This window comes from Candidatus Nitrososphaera sp. 86-2 (assembly GCF_056726185.1).
The window spans coordinates 1,438,871-1,454,737 of record NZ_JBWZON010000001.1; the positions used below are offsets into that span (position 1 = coordinate 1,438,871).

At 54.6% G+C, this 15,867-nt stretch carries 14 protein-coding genes; 10 read left to right on the forward strand and 4 right to left on the reverse strand.

From position 1 onward, the window contains the following. Positions 1–18: 18 nt before the first annotated feature. From ACYOR7_RS08800 to ACYOR7_RS08815, 4 genes are all read left to right on the forward strand, one after another. Positions 19–396 (forward strand): hypothetical protein, encoded by a 378-nt coding sequence (locus ACYOR7_RS08800; RefSeq protein ID WP_294807733.1) that lies wholly within the window; start codon positions 19–21, stop codon positions 394–396. A 143-nt stretch (positions 397–539) separates the two neighbouring features. Beyond that, entirely contained in the window at positions 540–2,237 is a 1,698-nt protein-coding gene (locus tag ACYOR7_RS08805) for a hypothetical protein (RefSeq protein ID WP_294807737.1), read from the forward strand. A gap of 82 nt (positions 2,238–2,319) precedes the next feature. Further along, on the forward strand, positions 2,320–2,508 hold the full coding sequence (locus tag ACYOR7_RS08810; protein ID WP_479913651.1) for a hypothetical protein: 189 nt from the start codon (positions 2,320–2,322) through the stop codon (positions 2,506–2,508). Then, entirely contained in the window at positions 2,474–5,227 is a 2,754-nt protein-coding gene (locus ACYOR7_RS08815) for a DEAD/DEAH box helicase (RefSeq protein WP_479913652.1), read from the forward strand. Before ACYOR7_RS08810 ends, ACYOR7_RS08815 begins: the two co-directional genes overlap by 35 nt. Before the next feature lie 11 nt (positions 5,228–5,238). On the opposite strand, the gene ACYOR7_RS08820 is transcribed toward ACYOR7_RS08815, so the two are convergent. Both ACYOR7_RS08820 and ACYOR7_RS08825 read right to left on the reverse strand, forming a co-directional pair. Beyond that, positions 5,239–6,480, reverse strand: a complete 1,242-nt coding sequence (locus ACYOR7_RS08820) for a carboxylate-amine ligase (protein ID WP_294804340.1) — start codon at positions 6,478–6,480, stop codon at positions 5,239–5,241. A gap of 47 nt (positions 6,481–6,527) precedes the next feature. After that, the gene (locus tag ACYOR7_RS08825; protein ID WP_479913653.1) at positions 6,528–7,970 is read right to left on the reverse strand and encodes a hypothetical protein; all 1,443 of its coding nucleotides are present in this window, start codon (positions 7,968–7,970) and stop codon (positions 6,528–6,530) included. Between the two features lie 110 nt (positions 7,971–8,080). Between ACYOR7_RS08825 and ACYOR7_RS08830 the strand changes: the two genes are divergently transcribed. Continuing rightward, the gene (locus tag ACYOR7_RS08830; protein WP_294804250.1) at positions 8,081–9,046 is read left to right on the forward strand and encodes an ABC transporter ATP-binding protein; all 966 of its coding nucleotides are present in this window, start codon (positions 8,081–8,083) and stop codon (positions 9,044–9,046) included. On the opposite strand, the gene ACYOR7_RS08835 is transcribed toward ACYOR7_RS08830, so the two are convergent. After that, entirely contained in the window at positions 9,030–9,797 is a 768-nt protein-coding gene (locus tag ACYOR7_RS08835; RefSeq protein ID WP_294804252.1) for an ABC transporter permease, read from the reverse strand. The genes ACYOR7_RS08830 and ACYOR7_RS08835 overlap by 17 nt on opposite strands. 538 nt (positions 9,798–10,335) lie before the next feature. Here ACYOR7_RS08835 and ACYOR7_RS08840 point away from each other — a divergent pair. Further along, positions 10,336–11,070 carry a zinc-ribbon domain-containing protein gene (locus ACYOR7_RS08840; RefSeq protein WP_294804254.1) on the forward strand — a complete coding sequence of 245 codons (735 nt, stop codon included), beginning with the start codon at positions 10,336–10,338 and terminating at the stop codon, positions 11,068–11,070. A gap of 46 nt (positions 11,071–11,116) precedes the next feature. After that, complete coding sequence (locus ACYOR7_RS08845; RefSeq protein WP_294804255.1) at positions 11,117–11,614, forward strand: GNAT family N-acetyltransferase; 498 nt, start codon at positions 11,117–11,119, stop codon at positions 11,612–11,614. 33 nt (positions 11,615–11,647) lie between these two features. Here ACYOR7_RS08845 and ACYOR7_RS08850 read toward each other — a convergent pair whose 3' ends face one another. Continuing rightward, positions 11,648–13,750 carry a 4-hydroxybutyrate--CoA ligase gene (locus ACYOR7_RS08850; RefSeq protein WP_479913654.1) on the reverse strand — a complete coding sequence of 701 codons (2,103 nt, stop codon included), beginning with the start codon at positions 13,748–13,750 and terminating at the stop codon, positions 11,648–11,650. Between the two features lie 83 nt (positions 13,751–13,833). Between ACYOR7_RS08850 and ACYOR7_RS08855 the strand changes: the two genes are divergently transcribed. From ACYOR7_RS08855 to ACYOR7_RS08865, 3 genes are all read left to right on the forward strand, one after another. Then, a complete protein-coding gene (locus ACYOR7_RS08855; RefSeq protein ID WP_294804259.1) occupies positions 13,834–13,992 on the forward strand; it encodes a hypothetical protein in 159 nt (52 codons plus the stop codon). Positions 13,993–14,041: 49 nt separating this feature from the next. Beyond that, positions 14,042–14,248 carry a hypothetical protein gene (locus ACYOR7_RS08860; protein ID WP_479913655.1) on the forward strand — a complete coding sequence of 69 codons (207 nt, stop codon included), beginning with the start codon at positions 14,042–14,044 and terminating at the stop codon, positions 14,246–14,248. Positions 14,249–14,529: 281 nt separating this feature from the next. Continuing rightward, on the forward strand, positions 14,530–15,855 hold the full coding sequence (locus ACYOR7_RS08865; protein WP_366137325.1) for a M20/M25/M40 family metallo-hydrolase: 1,326 nt from the start codon (positions 14,530–14,532) through the stop codon (positions 15,853–15,855). The last annotated feature ends 12 nt before the right edge of the window (positions 15,856–15,867 follow it).

The following is a 15,867-nucleotide window of genomic DNA, read 5'->3' on the forward strand; positions in this document are numbered from 1 at the left end:
CTAATTAGGCTTGCCTAATTGACGATGAATGCACTCACGTTTGACAATCATGCCACCGCAATGCCCCTCATGCAGGAGCTCATGGACGGCGTCTCGTACAGGTTGATAATGTCGACGATAGACACGCCCAAGACGGCCGCGCAGGTGTCCGTCGAAAACAACCTCCCGCTCAGCTCGACGTACAAAAAGATAAAAAAGTTGCAGGACGTAGGCATACTCTTTATCGAAAAGATAGAGCTGGACGGCAAGGGCAAGAAGGTTGTCTATTACAGGAGCAGGATAAAGTCGATGGAGTTCAACCTGTCCCGCGACCAGATACTGCTCCAGTTTGAAAAGAACGACGTCCACATGTCGGCTCTGGTAAACGCAATGAAGCAGCAGGCAACGGCTTTCTAGCCTGCCGCATTATTTTTCATTTTTTGTCGCACGCCAAGCCTGAACAGTGACGGCAATCTCGGCTGCACTTTATTTTAGAAGATTGTTCTCGTTTGCGAAAATCGCAATTTGGTTTATAAGCGCTCCAGAAAAGCTTGGCCGGCATGGCATATGCAAAGGTAGGAAAGGTTGTGCCACTGGCTCTTCTGGCAATGCTCGCAGGTTCGATAGCCACCGTCGCAGGACCGGCTATCACGACCAAGGCATTTGCCCACACGGACAAGCCGGTGGATTTCGTTACTAACATAGAATACATCCGCGGCCATCTTGAAAAGGCCGTAGAGAACAAGAACGCAGGCAACAACACGCTGGCAGTGGCCCACGCCGGCCACCCGGTGGCAGAAGTCTACACGCTCATCAGGGCGGACATACAGGCAGACGATGCGGCGCTCAACACCAAGCTCGAAGGAGACCTGAACGCGCTGTATGGACAGATACAGAACATGACTGCGGCTGACGTGCAGGCCAAGGTTGCAGGCATCAACACCAGCCTGGACAGCGCAGTCACCAAGGTGATCGGAAACGACAGCAACAACAACAGCACCACTCTGTGGGCGCAGGTCGCAATGACCCTGCTTAACACGTCTGTCGAGGAATACAAGGAGGGCGTGGCAAACGGCACCGTCGCGCAGATGGTAGAGTACCAGGATGCAAACGCCTTCATGCACAGGGCGGAGGTCATCTTTGGCAACTTTAAATCCAGTATGCCGGCGCACGAGGCGGAGGAAGCCGCGGAATTGTTCACCCAGCTGCATTCGCTTACCGACGCCAAAGCGGACGCCGAGCAGATAGAGACCGTCATAGGCGGCATCAACCACGAGATAACCGAGGGGTTCAATCTTGGCGGCACTGTCGAAGATTCCGAAGCAGTCGCCTTTGCAAGCAACGTCGAGATGATAAGGGGCCACATGTCGCAGGCGATAAAGAACGTCCAGAACAACAACTATGATCTTGCGCAGGCGCACGCAGGCCACCCCATAGCAGAGCATTATGCGCTGCTAAAGGCAGAGATATCCGAGCACGACCAGGCTCTTGACAGCAACCTAGAGTCTGCATTGAAAGACCTGGCGGCAAACATCAAGAACATGTCAGCAGGACAGGCGATGGTGCAGGTGGCCAAGGTGTCAAGGCTTCTCAACCAGGCGATTTCAGATGTAGTCACTGCAGATACATGGAAAGACTACAAGTTCAGGGCGGCAGTCGCAAACTCGCTCCTGTCCACAATGCAGGACGAGTATTCCGAGGCCATTCAGGACGGCAAGATCGCGCAGATGGTAGAGTACCAGGACGCCGAGGCGTTTACGGCCAGGGCAAACGTGCTTTTCAGGACATTCCAGGCTCAGCTGCCGGCGCAAGAGGCGCAGGAGACAGCTGAGGCCCTTGCCAACCTGAAGGCCAGCATGAAGGCAGGACAAGAGCCGGCGGCGATAAACACCATTGCGCAGGGAGCCATCCAGGAGATCCAGAAAGGCGCAGGTATCCAGACGCCAGCGAAAGAGCTTACCTCTGCAGACTACATCGCCAAGATAAGGACGCTCCTTGGCCAGCTCAAGGAACAATATGCGGCGAGCAACTATTCCGCAGCAGAAAGCCTTGCAGTAGAGGCGTACCTGGACAACTTTGAGCACGTCGAGGGCCCGCTCGTCAGCGCAGGCCAGAAGGACCTCATGGCGAACATCGAGCAGCTGATGAGGATTCAGTTGAGGAACATGATAGGCGAAAAGGTGCCAGCCGACCAGATAAACACCCATATCGCTACCATACTCGACAAGCTCGACCAAGCAGAAAAGGCACTCGCATAGAAAAAAAAGAAAAGCCCTGTCCGGTTCCCGGACGGGCCTTCTTTTCCTTTTTTCACACAAAAACGAATGTATTTATTGACGCATGTCAGATTTGGTAGTGATGGTGGGCGAAGCGATTGCAAATTTCGAATCCTACGTCGGCGTCGCCATAGGGCTATTTGTAGTCGGTCTATTCGCAGTCATGGTTTATGAAAAATCAAGCGGCAAGTCCAAGCAACAGCAGCGCGCAGCTGCGGATGCCGACGACAAGCGTAGCGGCAGTAGTTCTTGACCAGGCAATCCACGACAAGTTTTCCAGAGAAGGCTTCTCAGAGCTAACCGCCATACAGAAAAAGGCGCTCCCCGTAATCTCTAGAAAGATAAACTGCCTGCTAGTCGCACCCACCGGCTCTGGCAAGACCGAGGCGGCGGTGATGCCCGTGTTTTCAATGCTGTCGCACGCAAAGGGCGAGCCGGGTACTATAAGGGCCATTTACATCACCCCCTTGCGCGCCCTCAACAACGACGTTCTGCGCAGGATAGTGAAATATGCAGAGTCTGACGGCCTGCGGGTCGAGATACGGCATGGCGACACCACGGCTGCGGCAAAAAAGAAAATAGTGGACAACCCGCCCGACGTCCTGATAACCACGCCCGAGTCGCTTGCAGTCGTCCTGACAAGCGACAAGATGCTTGCCGCCCTGCGCGGGCTTGAATACGTCATAGTCGACGAGGTGCACGAGCTCGTACCTTCCGAACGCGGGTCTCACTTGTCCATATCATTAGAGCGGCTGCAGGCAGTCTCGCAGAGGCAGGTCTCAAGGATAGGGCTTTCCGCAACGGTGGGCAACCTGAAGGAGGCCGCGCAGTTTGTGTCGGGCGCCGGCAGGAGACACGCAGTGCTGATAGACGGCTCTGCAAGGGGCTACGACATTGAAGTGAAATATGTAAAGGGCTCGCTCAATAACGTCGCTCATTTCGTTGTCCAGTACGTCAAGGAGAGCAAGGTGGAAGGCTCGGTCCTTTTGTTCACGAACACCCGCGACGAGGCCGAGTACCTGGGCACGATGTTGAAAAACCAGTCGGACGTCAAGGTGGACATACACCACGGCTCGCTGTCAAAAGAGATGCGCGAAGAGACCGAAAACACGCTGCGCGCAGGCGAGGCAGGGATTGTAGTCTGTACGAGCTCTTTGGAACTTGGCCTTGACATTGGCTCTGTCGACCTCGTCATCCACTACGGCTCGCCAAGGCAGGTGTCAAAACTGATGCAGAGGATAGGGCGCAGCAGGCACAAGCAGCGCACGTTTGCCAAGGGGCTGATTGTCACGAACAACGCCGACGACGAGATAGAGGCGCTTGCGATAATCAACCGCATGAGGCAGGGCTCGATAGAGGAGCAAAAGATGCACGAAGGGGCGCTCGACGCTATGGCGCACCACCTCGTCGGCCTTGCGATGCAGACCCGCGATCCGGTCAGGGTGGAAGACGCATACGAGCTTGTTACACGGGCGCACCCGTTTAGAAACGTCAGCCTCTTTGACCTGGAGAGCTGCCTCGACATCCTTGCAGGCCACAACGTGATAAAGTACGACAGGGAGAACCGCGTGTACACGCGCAAGGTCAAGGCGTACAAGTACTACTTTGAAAACCTCTCGATGATACCCCACGTCCTGAAATTCGAGGTAATAGACACGATTAGCAAGCGCAGGATAGGGACGCTTGACCAGCAGTTTGTCGGGGACTATGGCGAGCGCGGGAACGTGTTCGTGCTAAAAGGCTCGCAATGGCGCGTGCTTGCAGTGGACGAGGGCAGGATGACAGTCAACGTCGAGCCCTTGCACGGCGCGGCGATAAACATACCGTACTGGGTCGGTGAGATGATACCGGTGGACGCAAGGACTGCAGAGGAGGTCGGAAGCATCCGCAACAGGGCGGCAAAAGGAACTGTCAAGTTGTCGACCGGCCTCATAGATGATACCAAGCAGCTTGGCATAATCCCGGACGCAAAAAACATCGTGGTGGAAAGTTTCACCTCAAGAAACGTGCTCGTGATGCACTCGGCTCAGGGGTCAAAGGTGAACAACACCCTTGCATCGCTCCTGTCGACTATACTTTCGTCGCAGCTGGGCTATGTAGTCGAGTCGCGCTCTGACGCATACCGGATAATGCTCACGTCAAGCGCAAGGATGGCAAAGGGAAGGATTGAGGCGGCATTGAACGACGTCTATGACCTAGAGCCGGTCATAATCGCGTCGCTTGCCGGCACGTACCAGATAAACTGGAAGGTGTGGATGGTCGCCAAGAGGTTTGGCATGATCGCAAGGGAGGCAGTCTATGACAAAAAGGCGGCGCGCATGATATACGACAGATACGCCAAGACGCCGGTTAGTTCCGAGTCGATAAGGGAGCTCGTGCACGACAAGTACGACATCGAGCAGGCAAGAAAGGTGCTTGCAGGGATCAAAGAGGGCACGATAAAGATCCACTGGCTTGAGGTAACGAAATTCTCGGATTTGGCCAAGCCGATAATGGAGCACTCTGCAAAATCCGCCGCGGCTCCACAGAGCATAGAGAAAGGAGTAATAGAATTAGTCAAGGAAAGGCTGGAAAAGACGAAACACAGGCTGGTCTGCATCCGGTGCGGAAAATGGGAGCGCGTGATGGAGACAAAGGAGACGCCGGAGGAAATAGTCTGCCCGCAGTGCAGGTCAAAACTCGTGACTGCGACTTTCTGGTCTGACTATGACATGTCAAAGATAATCCAGCGCAGGCTTGCCGGCGGAAAACTATCGGAGGAGGAGAACCACAGGTTCGAGCGGGCGTGGAAGGTGGCGTCGCTTGTGAACAACTTTGGCAGAAAAGCGCTAATAGTCCTTGCAGGCCACGGCGTCGGCGCCGACACAGCGGCGAGGATACTGCGCAACTATGTCGATGACGACCTGATGTACAGGGGCATATACGAGGCGGAAAAGCAGTACGTGATTACGCGCGGATTCTGGAACGACTAACACGTGTATTTTCAGAATATCGGCCTGTTGTTCCTCGTCTTTTCCCACACGTCTGCAATCACCTCGGCAAGCGTCTTTTCGACAGAGCCGGCGAACTTTGCCTGCCATAGGCGCGCCACGTACTCGCCTGCGGTGGTCCTGTTTTCGATCCTGCTCTCAAGGATGTCGAGAAACGCAGGCTTGATCCCCAGGTCTGCAAGCCCCTTTCGCGCAAGCTCCAACTGATGCTTGGCGGTGTGGACGACGTCAAAGTGTGTCTTGGCGTTAAAGCCCGACCTCACCACCGACTGGCGCTCTTCTCTGAGCGAGGCGAGCGGCCGCAGCTCCCGCTCATCGTGTATCGCCTTCTGAAGGTATCCGATAAAGAACTCTATCAGAGCCATCATGGTCCGGGGCGTCGGCTGGACCGACATGACCCTTGTCTCGACCCTGTACGAGTTCGGGTCCAGCCGAATGCGGCAGTCGTCATGGCGTTCCTTGACCATCTCGAAATAGTCCGTGGCTATGACCGGCTTTCTTGAAACGATGTAGTCGATATAGTCCTCAACTCCTGCAAGGTAGCGCGGTATGCCGGGGAAGCCCGAGTTCTGCTGCTCCGACTGGTCATACATGAACAGGCGCGGCTCGTGGAGCGAAAACACCCTGCCGGCGAAGAGCCGGCTGTTTGCACCAAGCAGTATCACGGACGGTATCAGGTTCAGGATGTGGTTGAACATCATCGCCGTAAAATGCGGGTTTTTGCCCTGCAGGTGGAGGTGAAAGCCCTGGATCGCAGACGCCACGTGCACCGCCTTGAACTTTTGCCCATCCATCTCGATGTCGGGAAGTTTTTTCTGCCAGCGGGCAAGCCGTGCGTAGCGGGGCTTGTCTGTTATCAGGCCGTCGGCAAGGGCAAAGGGCGAAGGGTTTGCGCCAAGGAACACGGGCGTTACGTCCCTGCCTGCCTTTTTCACGGCCTTTTCCAAGTGTTCGATGAACTCCTCAAACTGCAGGTTCAGGCCCTCGATCTCGCTCATCGACACAGGGTCAGTCTTGAATTCAAGCTGGCACTTGCCATACTCATAGTCTATCTGGTGACGGCGCGACAGGTGCTCTATAACTGGAGCCGCGTTTGTCGGCCTGCCGTCTTTTCCGTCAAGCAGGCACATTTCGATCTCGACGCCGACGCGAAAAGTCTCGTCCTTTCTCCGTGCATGTTTTTTGATGCGTGCCCTGAGCTCGTCTGCCTGCGCGTAGATTTTTTTAGGGTGCACCAAGGATTCAATATATAATACATTTCGCGCTTTTTCTGAGTTTCTACTTACCCCAGATGGATGACCGAAGAATACGAGCGCAGCGTCAGTTCCGTTCCTTCCCTTCCCGCGCCGGCAGTCACGCCGACCAGCTTGACTCTGTCGCCCACTGCCAGCTTGTTGACGGCTGAGCTCTGGTTGCGCCAGCCCACCAAGCGGATCTGCCCTGTGTCGTCGCCAAGCAATGTAGACGTTACAGGCACGGTCTCGCCAGATTTCAAGTTCACGTCAGAAGTGGAAGGTGCCTGCAGAACGATTGCCTCAAGCACTAGGGGAGCAGGCTCGCTTGAAGCGACAATGTCCTTTATCTTGGCCTCGAATTTTTCAAGCGACGGAAACGACGGGTCGTTGTCCGTGATGCGCAAGTACGAGTCCTCCTTGGCAAGCGTGACTGCATTTCCAAATATCCTGCTTGGCACGCACTCTATCATGGCACCGGCGTATAGCTGGCTCTGGCTTGCCACGCCGTTGTCAATAGTAAGTGTAAGGGCCCGAGAAGCCCTGTCGACTGCAAGGCAGAGAAAGCTGCCCCTTCCAGTCTCTTCTCCTACGGATATTACCCGCAGAGGCATCACGTCCACGTCCTGCTGCGAGCCAGAGAATTCAAGGACGGTCCCCTCGTCGCCGTGCAGCTCCAAGTCGCCGTTTCCAAACTGCGGGTTGCCCTGCTTTACCCTGACTCCCACCAGCTTGACCTTTGCGCCAGTCCTAAAGACTTTGGGCACCCTCGACTCGTCGACGTTCCATATCACCGCCCGCAGGGTGCGCGTGTTTGCTTCGTTTGATATTTGCAGTTGCAACGACTTGCTTGCCTCGCCCCGCTGGTTCACAAAGTCAGAGATCCTAGGGTTTGCGTTCACAACTCCCGTGATTACTGCAGAGTCCTGCACTTCCTTCACGTCGTCTATGGCCATGGCAAGCGAGTCCAGCGGCGGTATGTCGGAATCGCCCTGCGCGACCTCTATTGTGCTGTAACTGCCGAGGTTCATGATGGGCTTGCCGTCAAGGCCGGCGCGGACGTAGCCCTTGATAATCTTCACCAGGTCGCCGGCTTGCAGGCCCATCTCGTCTGGCACGCCCACCTGCTTGTCCCACAGCTTGACCTTCACTCTGGCGTCCTTATCATAGATTACAAGCGTGCGCGTCGAAGACTGCTCGTTGGTCTCTTTTTTGGTGAACTTGAAAGGAGGGTAGATGTTCATGATGCGGCCTGTTACTGTCACGTCCTTGGCGCCGACGTACAGGTCTTTGAGCCCGGACTGCATCTTGGGCACGCTGTCAAATGAAATGCCAAGGTCGGCCGCGACAAGGAACAGCGCGCCTTGGTCCGTCAGGTAGCCGGCGCCCACCTTGCGCTTTTTCTCGTCTACCATGTCGCGAATAGTCTCCGCAGTCAGTTCGGGCTTTTGTTTCAAAAGCACGTTTACCATGTCGATAAAGCTTGGCGACAAATCTTTCTTTCCTCAGCCCAACAGACTTCTTGGAGAACTTGCTAATATATCTTGAGAGAAGGAGAGAATCATATATTATTAGCCGGCCCGCTTTTTGTCAACGCAGGCCGATGGAAAACAACGAGGACAACAACAGTTGCATCAAAGTCTCGCAGCTGCGCATGGACTATGGCTCCGTACGGGCGGTGGACGGCGTGTCGTTTGACGTCGGCTATGGCAGGGTGTTTGGGTTCCTAGGCCCAAACGGCGCCGGCAAGACAACCACCATCAAGGTATTGACAACGTTGGTGCACCCTACATCCGGCGAAGTCAGTATATTTGGCAAGGACGTGGTCAAGCACGCAAAGGAAATCAAAAAGAGAATAGGTGTCGTCCTGCAGGAGCCAAGCTACGAGGGAAACGTGACTGTGGAAAAGGCCCTTGACCTGTACGGCATGATGTGGGGAGTGCCGGGCGAAAAGAGGCGCGACAGGGCGCGAGAGCTTGTAGAGCAGTTTGATTTGTCAGAGATCCGCGGCAAGAAAAACGACGAGCTTTCAATCGGCCAGCGAAGGCGCGTGCAGGTGGCAAGGGAATTCATGCACGACATGGACCTTTTGTTTCTGGACGAGCCAACGGTCGGATTGGACCCTGCTGCAAGGCGCACGCTCCTTGACTATGTCAAGAGGCACGTGTACGGCGGCCTGACCGTGTTTTTCACGACGCACATCATGGAAGAAGTGGAATACCTGTGCGACGAGATTGCGATAATCAATAGAGGCAGCATGATAGCCACAGACACGCCGGCGGGCCTGAAGCAAAAGTACGGCGGGATAAAGGCGGTAGAAATAAAGCTGAAAGACGCGACTGCGCAGTCGGTCATGGACATGCTAAGCCCGATAACCGGCGGCCAGATTGAAGTCCCTGCAAGCGACACGATAAGGATAAGCTCCAAGGACGCGCAGGACGTGCTAGTCAGGACGATAGAAGCGCTTGCAAGAAACGGCGTCCAGATGGAGAGTGTATCGGTCAGCCCGCCGACGCTTGAGGAAGTCTTTTTGACTGTGGTAAACGGCGGCGCTAGACCCTCATCCTGAGAATAGACAGCGTCGCAAGCGCAAACGTGCCGGCAGCCGCAGCAGCTATCACGCCTGCCTCGACGTTCGTAAAGAAGGTTATCTGATTAAAGACGCCGGCGCGTGTGATGTCTACGATGTAGGTCAGTGGGTTTGCGTAAAACGCCGCACCGAGCGCGGTTGGCACCCCTTTTGACGGGTAGAAGGCAGAGCTGACAAACGAGAAAAAGAGAAACACGCTGTTTACAATCACGTTAAAGCCCTCGTTGCTCTTTAGCCGCGTCGATATGATTATCGCAATCGAGCCAAAGAACACCGCGCCGATGATGAGCGCATAGAGCACGTACAGCGAACCTACGAGGGTCGGCTGCACGTTTCCGACAAGAGTTGGCGAGCCGGCGAGCAGTATCAGGCCGGCGCTTGCAAGGCCCATCAGCATTATCGTGACGATGTTTCCAAGGATGTATTCCATCCTTGCAAAGGGCATCACCAGAATCTGCTTGAACATGCCGTTCTTCTTGTCGTTCCAGATGATGCTGCCTGCCACGGTGCTAGAGTTCATCATGTTAAAGCCCATCATGCCGGCGGCAAGGTACGCGGGATATGGGACGTTGGCGCCCCCTATGGCAACTCCCTGCCCGCCTAAAAGCGCGGAATACGAGTAGCCGGCGACAAAGATATAGATCACCGGAAACATCACCTGCCATATCAGGAACACCTTGCTTATCGACGCGGTGAGGTTCCGGTATAGCAGGACCGCGACGGAATTCACGGCTTCAAATGGCCGGCCTTGCTATATTAACGCACACAAGCAAGGGTTCTGTTCAAATAGTGGGTGGGGTATGGACTGTTAAGCATCGTGTGGTGAAGCGGACAAGAAAAGCCTAGAGTTTATCCATCAGCTGGGTTGCAGCTTTTTCAAGTTACCAGCACAAGCCTTGGTGATTGTTAGGATCATTTTCCTTTAGTATATGACAATCTTCGATCTGGTGTTGGATAGACTGCTGGTAGGTTCTTTGCTGTTGGTCATTGACATACCACCAGAAAAGCATAACAATCATGCCAATCCCGACTCCTGCCGCCATTGGAATTAACCACGTGAGAGGAATTGGCATGAAAAAAGGTAGCATAATTCTTTGATAAAAGGATATAGTGTAAAGCACATGAATGAAATGAATACTCCACATGGATGACGTTTATTGTAGTCACTATCACCCGACGCTTAACATCCTACAAAACATTTGGAGATGGAACAGAACCCAAGCAAGCACGATTTAAATAACAAACCGACGCGGTGATAGTCATCAGATATGATGGCAGAAGACATGGCCGAGAAAAAATTGCGCGGCTCTGGCGGTTACGCTATTGCAAGGGTTAGCGACGACGAGCAAAAGATGGCCAACCTTGGCGGGCCGGAATTGTTCCTTGCCGGAATCGGCAGGCTTGACACTGACAGGTTTGTAAAATATTTCTGCAACAAGTGCGAGCGCGACTTTGAGGGCGCGCCCACCCTAAGCTACGAGAACCCCAACGAGGACCTCGGAGAGGGCGTGACGCTCGTAGAAAAAGGCGAATACAAGTGCAGGGCGTGCAGCGCGACAATCGCGCAGTACCGCAAGTTCAACGCGCCGGCGCAGGCGCCGCAGGTGGCTCCAAAGGCAGAGACAGCTTCCGGTGTGCAGGAAAGGGCGATAACTCCGGTGCCGGCCGCAGTCATTTCGCCGAATCAAGGCGATGATGCTGGCTTTGTCTCGATAAGCCAGCTCGTGGGCATGTCAGCGTACGACGGCGAGGCGATGCTCGTGGGCAAGATAGAGGAGGTCGGCCTGAGAAAGCAAGGAGGCAGGGCGACCATATCAGTCAAGATAGCCTCTAGCGCGGGCGAGAAAGAAGTGCAGTGGGACGGCATTTCAAAGATAGGCGACATTGTGCTCCTAAAGCCGGCCGGCGCCCCGGCGCAGGCAGCGGCAGGCAAGTGCCCGTCATGCGGCTACCAGAACGAGGCTGGCGCGGCGTTCTGCGAAGAGTGCGGCACCAAGCTGTAAAATATTCTTTTTAAGAGCAATACAGCGATATAACCATCACAAGGCCGTGAATTTCCAGATCCTGAATTATCGTGGCACAATCGAAGAAGACTTGGAAATCACGTCATTGCTGACCAGTGTTTTTGTCAAAGAAGGGCACACTGATAAATCAAACGCAGAGAAAATGTTTGCACCAGCAGAGCTGCAAAAACGCGGCGAGATCATGCTGGCCAGGTCGCCAGAGGGAAAACTTTTCGGCATGGTCATCTTTGTCCTCCCAACCAGTCCGGCTCGCCAGGTGGCAGAGGCAGACGAAGCTGAAATTCATTTGCTGGCAGTCTACCCGGAAGCACGGGGTCAGGGCATTGCATCAAGCCTCATCACGGCTTGCGAGCAACGGGCCACGTCATCAGGATATTCCAAGATGGTCCTTTCGACTCAGCCGACTATGAAAGAGGCTCACAGGGTTTACAGGCAACTTGGCTACCGGCGAAACCTTGCACGAGATTGGTCAAAGAGCGCGGACAACAAGACATACTTTGTTTACGAGAAACTCCTCGGATAGAGGGATAGAGAGGAAGGAAGGATCGCCGCCCGATTACTTTAGTATTATTCTGGCGTCGACCACCCTTGCGCCCTTGCCTTCTTCGAGCACAAGGAGCGGGTTGATGTCGAATTCCTTTATCTCTGGAAAATCGGTTACGAGTTGCGACAGCCTCTGGAGCGAGTCGGAAATGGCCTTCAGATCGGACGGCTTTTCTCCCCTGACCCCCTTCAACAGTTTTATCGTCTTTATCGACTCGACCATCTTTGCCGCCTCCCGCTCGTCAATGGGCGCAACGCGGAACACCACGTCCTTCAGCACCTCGACGTAGATGCCTCCAAGCCCGAACATTATGACCGGCCCAAACGTCGGATCCTGGCTTGCGCCAAGAATCGTTTCCTTGGCAGACTTGACCATCTCCTGCACGAGGACGCCCTTTATCCGGGCGTCGGCCTTGTACTTTTTGGCGTTTTCCATTATTGCCCTGAACGCGGCGCGAAGTTCTTCGTCGCTCTTTACCCCGACCTTGACTCCGCCTGCGTCCGACTTGTGTATGATGTCAGGCGACGCAATCTTCATGACCACTGGATAACCGATCTCTTTTGCAGCCTTGACGCACTCGTCTTCCGTCGCGCCGAGGACGCTCTTTGGCGTCGGAAAACCGTACGCTCGCAGGACTTCGTACCCTTCCTCTTCTAACAAATTGTTTCGGCCCTGTTTTTTGACTCCTGCAAATATCTCCTTGACCTTGGCGGTATCCTTGGCAAACGAGAGTGTGCCGGCCTTGGTCTTGGCGCCGTCGACCCAGCTCTTGAAATCATAGACTGCCTTGAGCGTCCTTATCGCCGGCTCGGCGTATAGGTAGTACGGCACCCCGCCTTCGGACATTATCGCCCTGTTCTCCACGCCCTCTGCGAGGCCCATGAGGGACGCAAGCATCGTCTTGTTCGGGAACTGTCTTGACATCTTGACCAGCACCCTTGCAAGGTTGTCATAGTTGAGGGTGGCAGAAGGCGTGCACATCGTGACGACCGAGCCCACGTTGGGATGCGCAAGGACGAGGTTGAGCACTTTTTCAAACCTGTTGAAATCCGCGTCGCCCACGATGTCGACAGGGTTTCTCGGCGAGCCGTACGCCGGTATGACCTTGGCAATGTCGTCGCGGATAGAAGAGATGTCGGCCATTTTCAGGCCGTACTTTGAACAGGCGTCAGTTGATATGATAGCAGGGCCGCCTGCGTTAGAGACGATTACTACGCCTCCTTCCGGCAGCGGCTGCTTGGAAAACGCGGTGGCAAGGTCAAACAGCTCTCCCATCGTGTCGACGCGGATGACCCCGCACTGCGCAAACGCCGCTTCATAGTTTGCGTCAGAGCCTCCCAGCGCGCCGGTGTGCGACGCGGCCGCTTTGGCGCCTTCCGCCGTCCTGCCTGATTTTAATACAATGACCGGCTTTTTCTTTTCAGTAGTTATCCTCTTTGCGATGGACATGAAGCGCCTTGCGTCTCGGATGTCCTCCAGGTACATCACGACCACCTTGGTGTCCTCGTCTTCTGCGAGCAGCTCCAGCACGTCGCTTTCATCCATGTCCACCTTGTTGCCCATGCTTATCACCTTGGAAAAGCCGATGTTCTGCGCGCCGGCATCCTCTACTGTCGCGGCGCAAATGGCCCCGCTCTGCGAGACGAGCGCAATGCCGCCGTGGCTTGGCGTTATCTTTAGAAACGTAGAGTTCATCATGTTGTCCTTTGACAGGCTCATGATGCCAAGGCAGTTGGGTCCGATTACCCTGATGCCGTATTTTTTGGAAATCTCGCCCACTTCTTTTTCAAGCCGGGCTCCCTCCTCGTCCACTTCCTTGAAACCGGCAGAAACGATTATCGCGCCCTTTATCCCCTTCTTGCCCACCTCCTCCATAACCGCAGGTGTGAACCTGCTTGGCGCAGCCACCACCGCAAGGTCGACGTTTTCGGGTATGTCCAGCACGCTCTTGTACGCCGTCAGGCCGCCCACGGTCGGGTTTGACGGGGTGACTGGATAGATCTTGCCTTTGAAATGCTTGGCAATGTTTGTGAATATCGTCTTGCCTACGCCCGGCTTTTCCGAAGCCCCAATTACTGCTATCGACTTTGGCGAGAAAAAGATGGAACTGGACATTTGGGGAAAAATGCGTCAGGATGGTTATAAATGCATGTGCACATCGAGGTGGACTTTTATTGTACGCATTGCATTGTCATACCATGTCGGCCATACTGCTCCTAGTAGTCATACCGGCAGTCATTGCGTTCCTGTTTTCCTTGATTGTAGCGTATTACGCGCTTTCAGACGCAAGCGAGCGACTGTCCGACAGCGAATCTGGCGTGCACAGGCTCAACATAGAAGCGCCAGACCAGCCCTGACAGTTTAGACAAAAATTCATTATCTTGTCTGCCACACAGCAGCGTGTACATGCATTCTGCCGCACCGGCGATAGCGGGCCTTGCCGCAGGCATTGTGTTTTTGACGCTGTTTTCCGCATGGGCCGCAAACCTGCCAGTACACAGGGTGCAATCTATGGCAGGGCAGATCGTGTCAATACCAGAGGGCGCATCCAGACAGAGCGGGCAGTTTGAGCCGCAAACGGCCAACATCAGAGCAGGCAATTTCATAGAATAGAGGAACGAGGAGGTCTTTCCAACCATCCTGCTAATAGAGCCGGCGTGCAAGCCCCTTCTGGACAGTGCCAATATCACTTCTTTTGGAGTAGAAAAGGAGCTAAAGCCGGGCGAGTCATTCATGTGCGGGTTTAACGACGCAGGGGAGTACCGCGCCCACACGGAGCCCTGGCCGTGGATGCAGGGTACGATAAGAGTGGCACCCTAGCAGGAAAGCAACCTTTATTTTCAATATCTAGAGTGTTACCTGCTATATTGATAGACTCGCTTGTCGACGCCGGAATGGACGACTTGATCTCTGACCTGCAGGCGCTTATCAGGCAGCCGAGCGTCTCGGCAAAAAAGGTCGGCCTCGTCGAGTGTGCAAACCTCGTCGCAAAAATGATGCAAAAGGCAGGCATTGATTCCGAGGTGCTGTACCTGGATGACAGGACCGTCCCGCCAATAGTTTACGGCGAAGTGAAATCAAAGGCAAACCCGGCCAAGACGCTCCTCTTTTACAACCACTATGACGTACAGCCGGAGGAGCCTCTGGAGCTGTGGGAGGACGAGCCGTTCAGCGGCACCGTCAGGGACAACAAGGTCTTTGGCAGGGGCTCGGCAGACGACAAGGGCGAGCTGATAACCCGCATCAAGGCGGTGGAATATTTCCTGAAAGAGACTGGCGACGTCCCGTGCAACATTAAGTTCATGGTAGAAGGCGAGGAGGAGGTCGGGAGCGTGCACGTCGAGCAGTACCTGAAAAAATACGAAGAAAAACTCGCCTGCGACGGCGTGATATGGGAATTCGGTTACGTTGACGCAAAAGACAGGCCGATAATAAGCCTGGGAATGAAGGGCCTGCTGTACGTAGAACTGATAGCAAACGGCCCGTCGAGGGACGCGCACTCTAGCCTCGCAGTGCTCATCGAAAACCCGGCATGGCGGCTTGTCTCTGCACTAAAGACAATGCGCGACGAAAAGTCAGGCAGAGTCACAATAAAGGACTGGTACAAAGAGGTCAGGCCCTTTACAAAGCAGGAGCTTGCAGTCATTTCTAAAGAGCCGTTTGATGAAAGAGAATTCAAGGAGGAGTACGGCGTAAAGCGCTTTGTGGCAAACGCCAAAGGCAATGACGCCAAGAAGGCGCTTGTCGGGATGCCCACCTGCAACATCGCCGGCTTTGACTCTGGCTACATTGGAGAGGGAGCCAAGACGGTGCTCCCCGCAAGGGCTCGTGTGAAAATCGACTTTCGCCTCGTTCCGGGCATGATGCCTGAAAAACAGCTGGCGCGGCTAAAAAAGCACCTGAAGGACAGGGGCTTTTCAGACATACAGGTCAATTTAATCCACGGCGAGGCGGCTGCAAGGACTCCCATCTCCGACCCGTTCGTGAAAAAGGTGGACGAGGCCGCAAGAGAGGCGTTTGGCAGTTCCGTTCTGAGCGTGTCGTCTGCCGGCACCGGCCCGATGTACTCGTTTGTCAAGGTGTTAAAGGCGCCGTGCATATCCGTCGGGAGCACGTACATGTTTGCGCGCATACACTCGCCAAACGAGTTTGCAAGGATCGACCTTTTGAACAAGTGCACGAAATGCATGGGCAGGATAATCGCAAAGTTTGCAGCATAGGTTCACTAGGTT

What these genes read in the sequence shown, in the direction of transcription:
- ACYOR7_RS08855 (WP_294804259.1), top strand. Translation starts at nt 13,834, where the DNA reads ATGTCGGCCATACTGCTCCTAGTAGTCATACCGGCAGTCATTGCGTTC.
- ACYOR7_RS08805 (WP_294807737.1), top strand. Translation starts at nt 540, where the DNA reads ATGGCATATGCAAAGGTAGGAAAGGTTGTGCCACTGGCTCTTCTGGCA.
- ACYOR7_RS08830 (WP_294804250.1), top strand. Translation starts at nt 8,081, where the DNA reads ATGGAAAACAACGAGGACAACAACAGTTGCATCAAAGTCTCGCAGCTG.
- ACYOR7_RS08810 (WP_479913651.1), top strand. Translation starts at nt 2,320, where the DNA reads ATGTCAGATTTGGTAGTGATGGTGGGCGAAGCGATTGCAAATTTCGAA.
- ACYOR7_RS08865 (WP_366137325.1), top strand. Translation starts at nt 14,530, where the DNA reads ATGGACGACTTGATCTCTGACCTGCAGGCGCTTATCAGGCAGCCGAGC.
- ACYOR7_RS08815 (WP_479913652.1), top strand. Translation starts at nt 2,474, where the DNA reads ATGCCGACGACAAGCGTAGCGGCAGTAGTTCTTGACCAGGCAATCCAC.
- ACYOR7_RS08850 (WP_479913654.1), bottom strand. Translation starts at nt 13,750, where the DNA reads ATGTCCAGTTCCATCTTTTTCTCGCCAAAGTCGATAGCAGTAATTGGG.
- ACYOR7_RS08840 (WP_294804254.1), top strand. Translation starts at nt 10,336, where the DNA reads ATGATGGCAGAAGACATGGCCGAGAAAAAATTGCGCGGCTCTGGCGGT.
- ACYOR7_RS08860 (WP_479913655.1), top strand. Translation starts at nt 14,042, where the DNA reads ATGCATTCTGCCGCACCGGCGATAGCGGGCCTTGCCGCAGGCATTGTG.